The organism is Tardiphaga sp. (assembly GCF_028290785.1).
Lineage (GTDB): Bacteria > Pseudomonadota > Alphaproteobacteria > Rhizobiales > Xanthobacteraceae > Tardiphaga.
This window is the reverse complement of the sequence record NZ_JAQGJD010000403.1, coordinates 1-6899: the sequence shown is the minus strand read 5'-3', so window position 1 is coordinate 6899 and position 6899 is coordinate 1. Positions and strand designations below refer to the sequence as shown.

The 6899-nt window shown below is 62.8% G+C and carries 10 protein-coding genes and 1 pseudogene; 5 read left to right on the top strand and 6 right to left on the bottom strand.

Annotation, left to right across the window (positions count from 1 at the left end; all coding sequences use genetic code 11):
• Positions 1–238 (top strand): hypothetical protein (locus JWR89_RS25555; protein ID WP_299720996.1); only part of this gene is annotated, 238 nt, incomplete at its 5' end.
• A gap of 57 nt (positions 239–295) precedes the next feature.
• Here JWR89_RS25555 and JWR89_RS25550 read toward each other — a convergent pair.
• The 4 genes from JWR89_RS25550 to JWR89_RS25535 all read right to left on the bottom strand — a co-directional run bounded on the left by JWR89_RS25550 (position 296) and on the right by JWR89_RS25535 (position 2149).
• Positions 296–688 (bottom strand): DUF930 domain-containing protein, encoded by a 393-nt coding sequence (locus JWR89_RS25550; RefSeq protein ID WP_299720995.1) that lies wholly within the window; start codon positions 686–688, stop codon positions 296–298.
• Positions 689–813: 125 nt separating this feature from the next.
• Complete coding sequence (locus JWR89_RS25545) at positions 814–1071, bottom strand: hypothetical protein (RefSeq protein WP_299720994.1); 258 nt, start codon at positions 1069–1071, stop codon at positions 814–816.
• Positions 1072–1163: 92 nt separating this feature from the next.
• Positions 1164–1385, bottom strand: a complete 222-nt coding sequence (locus JWR89_RS25540) for a hypothetical protein (protein ID WP_299720993.1) — start codon at positions 1383–1385, stop codon at positions 1164–1166.
• A gap of 59 nt (positions 1386–1444) precedes the next feature.
• Positions 1445–2149 carry a Spy/CpxP family protein refolding chaperone gene (locus tag JWR89_RS25535; protein WP_299720992.1) on the bottom strand — a complete coding sequence of 235 codons (705 nt, stop codon included), beginning with the start codon at positions 2147–2149 and terminating at the stop codon, positions 1445–1447.
• 206 nt (positions 2150–2355) lie between these two features.
• Here JWR89_RS25535 and JWR89_RS25530 point away from each other — a divergent pair, with 206 nt between their 5' ends.
• The 4 genes from JWR89_RS25530 (at position 2356) to JWR89_RS25515 (ending at position 6332) form a co-directional block, all read left to right on the top strand.
• Positions 2356–3345 (top strand): hydroxyacid dehydrogenase, encoded by a 990-nt coding sequence (locus tag JWR89_RS25530; protein ID WP_299720991.1) that lies wholly within the window; start codon positions 2356–2358, stop codon positions 3343–3345.
• A gap of 65 nt (positions 3346–3410) precedes the next feature.
• Positions 3411–4835, top strand: coding sequence for an amidase (locus JWR89_RS25525; protein ID WP_299720990.1), 1425 nt, complete (start codon positions 3411–3413; stop codon positions 4833–4835).
• Positions 4836–5004: 169 nt separating this feature from the next.
• Positions 5005–5391: a hypothetical protein gene (locus tag JWR89_RS25520; RefSeq protein WP_299720989.1), complete on the top strand. Its 387-nt coding sequence runs from the start codon at positions 5005–5007 to the stop codon at positions 5389–5391.
• Positions 5392–5561: 170 nt separating this feature from the next.
• The gene (locus JWR89_RS25515; RefSeq protein WP_299720997.1) at positions 5562–6332 is read left to right on the top strand and encodes a transporter substrate-binding domain-containing protein; all 771 of its coding nucleotides are present in this window, start codon (positions 5562–5564) and stop codon (positions 6330–6332) included.
• Between the two features lie 10 nt (positions 6333–6342).
• On the opposite strand, the gene JWR89_RS25510 is transcribed toward JWR89_RS25515, so the two are convergent.
• Together JWR89_RS25510 and JWR89_RS25505 are read right to left on the bottom strand one after the other, a co-directional pair.
• Positions 6343–6750, bottom strand: coding sequence for a cupin domain-containing protein (locus JWR89_RS25510; RefSeq protein ID WP_299720988.1), 408 nt, complete (start codon positions 6748–6750; stop codon positions 6343–6345).
• 26 nt (positions 6751–6776) lie between these two features.
• A pseudogene (locus tag JWR89_RS25505) lies at positions 6777–6899 on the bottom strand (ribonuclease activity regulator RraA); the annotation flags it as partial.

The window sequence follows — 6899 nt, the reverse complement described above, 5'->3', positions numbered from 1 at the left end:
GCTTCAAGAATCCGGAACAGATTCGCCGCATATTATGCGGAGCGCTCTCATGTTTATGATCGCCGTTATTTTATGGATCTCGGCCGGCCTTTTCTACGTCGCCAGCATCAACTCAGCCGGATGGGCGATTCAGGTCTGTCGCTATGGCGACGTGTTCTGCCTCAACCCGTCCTGGCTCGCGATCGCCGCGCTGGTGTCGCTGGTATGGGCGTGTTTCCTGCGCGTCGATCGATTGTAAGGCGTCGTCGCGACCGCAGAAATTCTTCGCGACCGGACCACCCGAGATTTTGGCCGCTCAGCGCGGCACCAGGAAATGCGCGTCCCATTCACCGCGCGGTACTTCCGCGCCCAATTGGTAGGTGAACGAACTGACTTCGAGACCCTCCGCGTTGGTCTCGCAGACGTAGGAAAGATGGTACCATTTGCCGCTGCTGCGAATCGCGCCGCCGGGCGCGCTGATCCGCGTGCCGCGCAAAACCGGATCCGCGAAGGCATAAGCGACGAATTCGTCCGGCTTGAAGCCCTTGTGTTCGCGCTGCACGGCACCCATGGCCCGTGCGTCGCAGCGCTGCTCGATCCGGGTCTCCGGCGAAAGCTTCATCATCTGCTGCTGGCGAGAGGTCGCGGCATGCGCCAACGGGGCTGCCAGGGCAGCAATGGCGCCGCAGATAAAGACGATTGATTTCATGTGATTAAGCCGGCGATTTGATGCGTTTTATGAGCGAGCTGATTGCCGCAGGCTACCATGTTCGCGGCATTGAAAAACCCCGCTCGGAGGTCCGGCGAGGTCACGATGTCGTCTGTTCGTGCGATTCAGCCGATGCGATCAAATGTCAGCAACTGATGAAATTCCGACGGCGCAAACTGGCGTCCGCCCAGCCCGGATATACGCACCCGCCAGCCGGCATCGTTGAGTACCCGCGCTTGCGCCACTGCGACATCCGGAATGATCCGATGGGTCACCATGCTTTGATCGTTCCGGGTGGCGTGGATCGTGAAAATATCACCCCGGCGCGGCGTGGCCGGCGCTTCTGCAAATTCAAGTCCATGGTCCGATATGATCGTCGCCAACGGAATTCTCCATCGTTCGCCGTACAACCCATACTGCGGAGACATGGTTAACGATTTATTACTCCGTCGGAGCCTTTGGCATCACATCGTCGTCACTTGAAGGCACCGGTAACCTTGTCCCACAAGGTCTCCTTCTCGCGATCACCGTCCGGCTTCGACTTGGCTGGTTGCGTTGCACTCACGGGATCGGACGCCGGAAACGAATCTTCCAATCCAGATTTCAGCTCGCTGTGCTGTTTCTGATCCGCCTTCGCCGCTTCCTTGACGCCGACGGCGTATTTGTCGTGCGGTGCAGGATCGAATTTCTCGGCCATGGTAACCTCCATTTGTCGGAGGAAAAACGCCACCATGGCCAAGAGGTTCCATCGTTGAACTAGTCGAGGCCACGCTCACGGCTGAGCCGCACCATCTCTTCAATAAATAGCGCCTTCTGCTTGGCGTCCAGGCTGGCGAACAGCGGCTCGGCGGCGTCCGCAACGTTGCGCTGATCGACGGCGCGGTCGTTGAGGAACTGGGCCTCGTTGCGCATCTGCTCGATGATGTCGTCCGGCGGATCGCGCTGGGCGCGCGCAATACGCAGCTTGAGGCGATCGGCGCCATTGTTGCCGAGATAGTGCATGGCGCTGTTGAAGCCGGCCCAGTTCTTCTCCTGTTCCGGCGTCAGATTGAGCGCGGTCTTGATGCGGGCAATGTTGGCGTCGCTGTTGGCGACCACCTGCTCTGCGGTCAATTGCGGTTCAGGCGCCGGCTCTGCCGCCTTTTTGCCTTTGACGCCCTTTGCCGCCCGGGTTTCCTTGGTCTGTTTCGCACCGGACTGCGCGGGACCGCGGACGCTGTTGTTATTGGCGGGCACGCCGAACACGCCACCCACCACACCGACAACGCCGCCGATCGCCCCACCCAGCACGCCGCCGATCGGCCCTGCCGCCTTGTTGCCGTCTCTGGCGCCTTGCTGCACGCCCTGGACCAGCCCCTGGGCCTGCGCGGCCGAGGAGTGGGCCAATAGCGCGACGGCGCCGACGCCGAGAACGAAACGCAATCGAGCACACAGGCGCGCCGGCAGTATCGGTCGGATCATCAGGGTCGTCTCCTTCAAGGTCATTCGTTTTGCATCGCAACAAACAAATCAGCAGCAGCCCGCGAACAATATCGTTTTCATCGACGCCAAGTCCATCCGTTCACGTGGCGACGGCGATGGACCTCACCAGATTGAGCCTGTTAAATGAGGAGCGCGTCGCGGAACGTTACGCGAGCGCACAAGAACAAATGCTTCAAGGGGTGGAAATGACGACCAATAAGAAGAAACTTCTCATTACCGAATCCATGTCTCGACTTGGCTGGGACCTGTTTAACGAACGCGGCGATATCGAAACCGTCGAATTTTCCAACCTAATTTCCGCCGCCGATTTTTCGGCGCTATTGGAGAAGCAAGCGCCCGTGCACGGCGTGGCGCTCGGCGCGACGCGGTTCGGCGAACCGGAACTGGAAGCCTCCCGCGACATGAAGGTCGTGGCGCGGATCGGCGTGGGCTACGACTCCGTCGATGTCGCAGCGCTCAGCCGCTACAAGGTGCCGCTGATGATCGCTGGCACTGCCAACTCGCCCTCGGTTGCCGAACAGGCGCTGTTCATGATGCTGACCCTGGCCAAGCGCGCGGTCGAACTGCACGCGCTGGTCAAGGAGGGGAAATGGAGCACACGGCTCGGCCTGCTGCCGTTCGATCTGTTCGGCAAGACCGTGCTGATCCTTGGCTTCGGCCGCATCGGCACCCGCACTGCCAAGCGCTGCCTAGCGATGGAAATGACGGTGCTGGTCTATGATCCCTACCTGTCGGCGGAAGCGATCAGGGCCGCTGGCTGCGAGCCGGTGAGCGATCTCGATGCCGCGCTGCCGCGCGCCGACTTCGTCAGCATCCACTGCCCGAAGACCAAGGAGACCACCGGTCTATTCGACGCCGCCCGCATCGCGCGGATGAATCCGAGCGCCTATCTGATCAACACCGCGCGGGGCGGCATCGTGGTGGAATCGGCACTGTACGACGCGCTAGTGGCCGGCAAGCTTGCCGGCGCCGGGCTCGACGTGTTCGAGGTGGAGCCGCCGCCGCTTGGCCATGCGCTGTTCGATCTGCCTAACGTCATCATCGCGCCCCACGTCGCCGGCGTCACCCGCGAGGCGCTCGACCGCATGGGCCTGCAGACTGCGCGCAACATGCTGAGCGTGCTCGATGGCGAGCCGATCAAGCAGAACGCCGTCAATGCAGAGGTGCTCGGCTAGCCGGCGCATTGCTGGCGCGGGCCATCCGCGCTAGCAACGCCTTCCCTCATCCGAGTACCCCCCCCATGACGTTCAAGGAATACGGCGCTTACGACGCACTCGGTCTTGCCGAGTTGGTCCGCAGCAAGCAGGTCAGTCCGCGCGAATTGCTCGACGAGGCGGTGGCGCGCACCGAGCGCGTCAGTCCTGATATCAACGCTGTGGTGGTGCGCCATGAAGACTACGCGCAACGCCAGATCGACAACGGCCTGCCTGACGCACCATTCACCGGCGTGCCGTTTCTGCTGAAGGACCTCGACCTCATCGAAGGCACCCGCACTACGTTTGGCGCTAGCCTGTACAAGGACTACGTCGCCGACCACACCGGCACCCTCGCCCGGCGCTTTCTCGATGCCGGGTTGACGATCTTCGGCAAGAGCGCCAGCCCGGAATTCGGACTGATGCCGACCACCGAAGGCCGGCTGCACGGCCCGACGCGCAATCCGTGGAATCCCGCGCACTCGTCCGGCGGCTCGTCGGGTGGAGCCGCAGCAGCCGTGGCCGCTCGCATCCTGCCGGTGGCGCATGCTAGCGACGGAGGCGGCTCGATTCGGATTCCGGCATCGGCCTGCGGCGTGTTCGGCCTGAAGCCGACCCGGGCGCGGACCCCGTGTGGCCCCGACAAGGGCGAAGGCTGGGGCGGTTTCTCCTGCGGCCACGTGGTCAGCATCAGCGTCCGCGACAGCGCAGCCATGCTCGACGCCATCCACGGCCCTGAGCCGACCAGCCCTTACATGGCGCCGGTCCCGGAGCGCGCATTCCTCGATGAGGTTGGCCGAGAGCCCGGCCGACTACGCATCTTCTTCACCGACAAGACGCCCTATGGCGAAGCCATCGATCCCGAGATTGCCGCGGCGGTGCGCGATGTCGCGAAGCTGCTCGAAGGCCTCGGCCACCATGTCGAGGAACGCGCGCCGGTCCTGGCCGCGGATCCCGCGCTGGTGATCGCCGCCGTGGTCTCCGCCAACACTGCCGCGACGGTGCACCTGGCCGCGCAGAAGTTTGGCCGTGCGATGACGTCCGACGATTTTGAGAAGTTGACGCTCGGGAGCGCGCACAATGCGCGCAAGGCCAGTGCGATGGACTATGTTGTCGCACTGCAAAACGCGTTCCTGATCTCGCGCAGCCTGACCGAGTTCTTCACCGGCTGCGACATCTTCCTGTCGCCGACGCTGTGCCAGCCACCCGTGAAGATTGGTGCCATCGACACCATGTCCGACACGCTCGGCGAGATCCCGCCGCTGCTGCGCCGCTACATGCCGGGCACCAGCTTGGCCAACATGTCCGGCCAGCCGTCGATGTCGGTGCCGCTGGCGTGGAGCGGTAACGGGTTGCCGCTTGGCATGATGTTTACGGCAAGGTTTGGCGACGAGGCCACGCTGCTGCGTCTCGCAGCGCAACTGGAAATCGCGCGACCCTGGAAAGATCGGACGCCGCCCATCTGCGCCTAAAAACAGCCATCGCTTGCATCGACAAGGAACTACACACACACTTAAGAGTCTGTGTAGTATAGTGCGGCATGCGGGGGACGAATTTTTGATGCAGAGTGATCCGACCGATCATGCGCTGGCAGCGATCGCAAGCATCCTTGATCACTCCAGTGAAAAGCCGGAAGCCAAAGTGGAGATCGAGCCCGAGCTGATTTCCGAATCGGCTCAGCCCGAGGGATCGGCGCAGCCTGAAGACGAGCCCGCAGAGCAGCCCGCTGCCCCCGTTGCCGCGCCATCGATCGACGTCGAACACTATTCCAGACTTGGCCCCGGCCCGCTCGATGCGATCCGCTTTCGCTGGACCGCACGGCGCGATGACGAGGGGCGTTACTTCGTCGACGAGACCATCGGCCCGCATTCGCGTCCGCTGGTCTTGGGGCCCATGCCATCTGACGAGGTGGTTGCTTTCATCGACGACCGCGAGCGCGCTGCGCGCCGCCGGTTCGAGGCGCTGAAGAGCGATATGACCCTCGGCAGGCGCATGCCCGACCACGATAGCGACGATAGCGAAAGCTGACGCACCAAAGACCGGCGGCATGTTCGACGCCTGCATAGCGACTGCTGACGAACGGCCGCCGATTGCAGGTTCAGATATTGAACCTCGCCGACATCCCTGTAAGCTGCTCGACAACGGTGCCGCCAATTGCTGGCGATGCCGCAGAATTTCGGGGGAGCGTCATGGTCCGCATGCTGGCCGGGTTGCTGGCTATCGCTTGTCTGTGGATTACGCCGTTGCGCGCGCAGACGCCCTCCTCGCGGCTCGACGATATCATTGCACGCGGCACGCTGCGGGTCGGCCTTACGGGCGACTATCTGCCGTTCAGTTCATTCGATCCAGCCACCGGGAAATTCAACGGCTTCGACGTCGAGATGGCGGAGCAGCTTGGCCAGGCGCTCGGCGTCAAGGTCGAGCATGTCCGGACCAGTTGGCCGAAACTATCAGCCGACTTCGCGGCGGATCGGTTCGACATCGCCATGGGCGGTGTCTCCATCACTCTCGACCGGCAGAAGAAAGGACTGTTCTCGATACCCATCATGCGCGAGGGCAAGACACCGATCGCGCGTTGCGCCGACAAGGACAGGTTCGCGACGGTCGCCGACATCGATCGGCCCGGCGTACGCGTCATCGTCAATCCCGGCGGCACCAACGAGCGCTTTGCCCGCGCCAGGATCAGCAATGCCGAGATCATCACCCATAACGACAACGTCAGCATCTTCGATCAGATCGCTGCCGGCCATGCCGACGTGATGATGACCGACGCCTCGGAAACCAAATATCAGCAGAAGCTGCATCCCGGCGTGCTGTGCGCCGTGCATCCGGAAACACCGTTCGATTTTGCCGAAAAAGCCTACTGGCTGCAGCGCGATGTGGCACTGAAGGGGTTTATCGACCAGTGGCTGCACATCATGCAGGAAACCGGCAGCTTTCGCAGCGTCAGCAGCCGCTGGTTCGAATAGGGTCGCGCGTTCAGCCGCCCACCTTTCCCGCATAATCAGCATCGCTCACCTGCTCCATCCAGGTTGCGAAGCTGCCGTCGAGAGCCTCCTGCATGGCGATGTGAGTCATCGCATTGGTCGGCGACGCGCCGTGCCAGTGCTTCTCGCCGGGCGGTATCCACACGGTGTCGCCGGGTTTGATCTCCAGAATTGGGCCGCCTTCGGTCTGAATGCGGCCGACGCCGGAGAGCACATACAGCGTCTGGCCAAGCGGATGGGTGTGCCACGCCGTGCGGGCACCCGGCTCGAAACTGACGCGCGTCGAAGCCAGACGCGCCGGGGCTTCGGTGGCGATGATCGGATCCTGCCAGACCGTGCCAGTGAAGTAGTCCTGCGGCGCCCGGTTGGTCGGACGCGAACCTGCTGCGTGGATCTTCATGGCACGGCCTCGCTGTTTGGTTTGCGTTACTTCTTCGAAGCCGCGTAGCGCGCCTTGGTGTCGGCGTTCATCGGGTAAAGGCCCGGCAGCACCGCGCCGTTATTGACCTCCTCGACGATCCACGCCTCCATGCGCTCCTGCTCCGCGCC

What these genes read in the sequence shown, in the direction of transcription:
- JWR89_RS25535 (WP_299720992.1), bottom strand. Translation starts at nt 2,149, where the DNA reads ATGATCCGACCGATACTGCCGGCGCGCCTGTGTGCTCGATTGCGTTTC.
- JWR89_RS25525 (WP_299720990.1), top strand. Translation starts at nt 3,411, where the DNA reads ATGACGTTCAAGGAATACGGCGCTTACGACGCACTCGGTCTTGCCGAG.
- JWR89_RS25530 (WP_299720991.1), top strand. Translation starts at nt 2,356, where the DNA reads ATGACGACCAATAAGAAGAAACTTCTCATTACCGAATCCATGTCTCGA.
- JWR89_RS25550 (WP_299720995.1), bottom strand. Translation starts at nt 688, where the DNA reads ATGAAATCAATCGTCTTTATCTGCGGCGCCATTGCTGCCCTGGCAGCC.
- JWR89_RS25515 (WP_299720997.1), top strand. Translation starts at nt 5,562, where the DNA reads ATGCTGGCCGGGTTGCTGGCTATCGCTTGTCTGTGGATTACGCCGTTG.
- JWR89_RS25540 (WP_299720993.1), bottom strand. Translation starts at nt 1,385, where the DNA reads ATGGCCGAGAAATTCGATCCTGCACCGCACGACAAATACGCCGTCGGC.
- JWR89_RS25510 (WP_299720988.1), bottom strand. Translation starts at nt 6,750, where the DNA reads ATGAAGATCCACGCAGCAGGTTCGCGTCCGACCAACCGGGCGCCGCAG.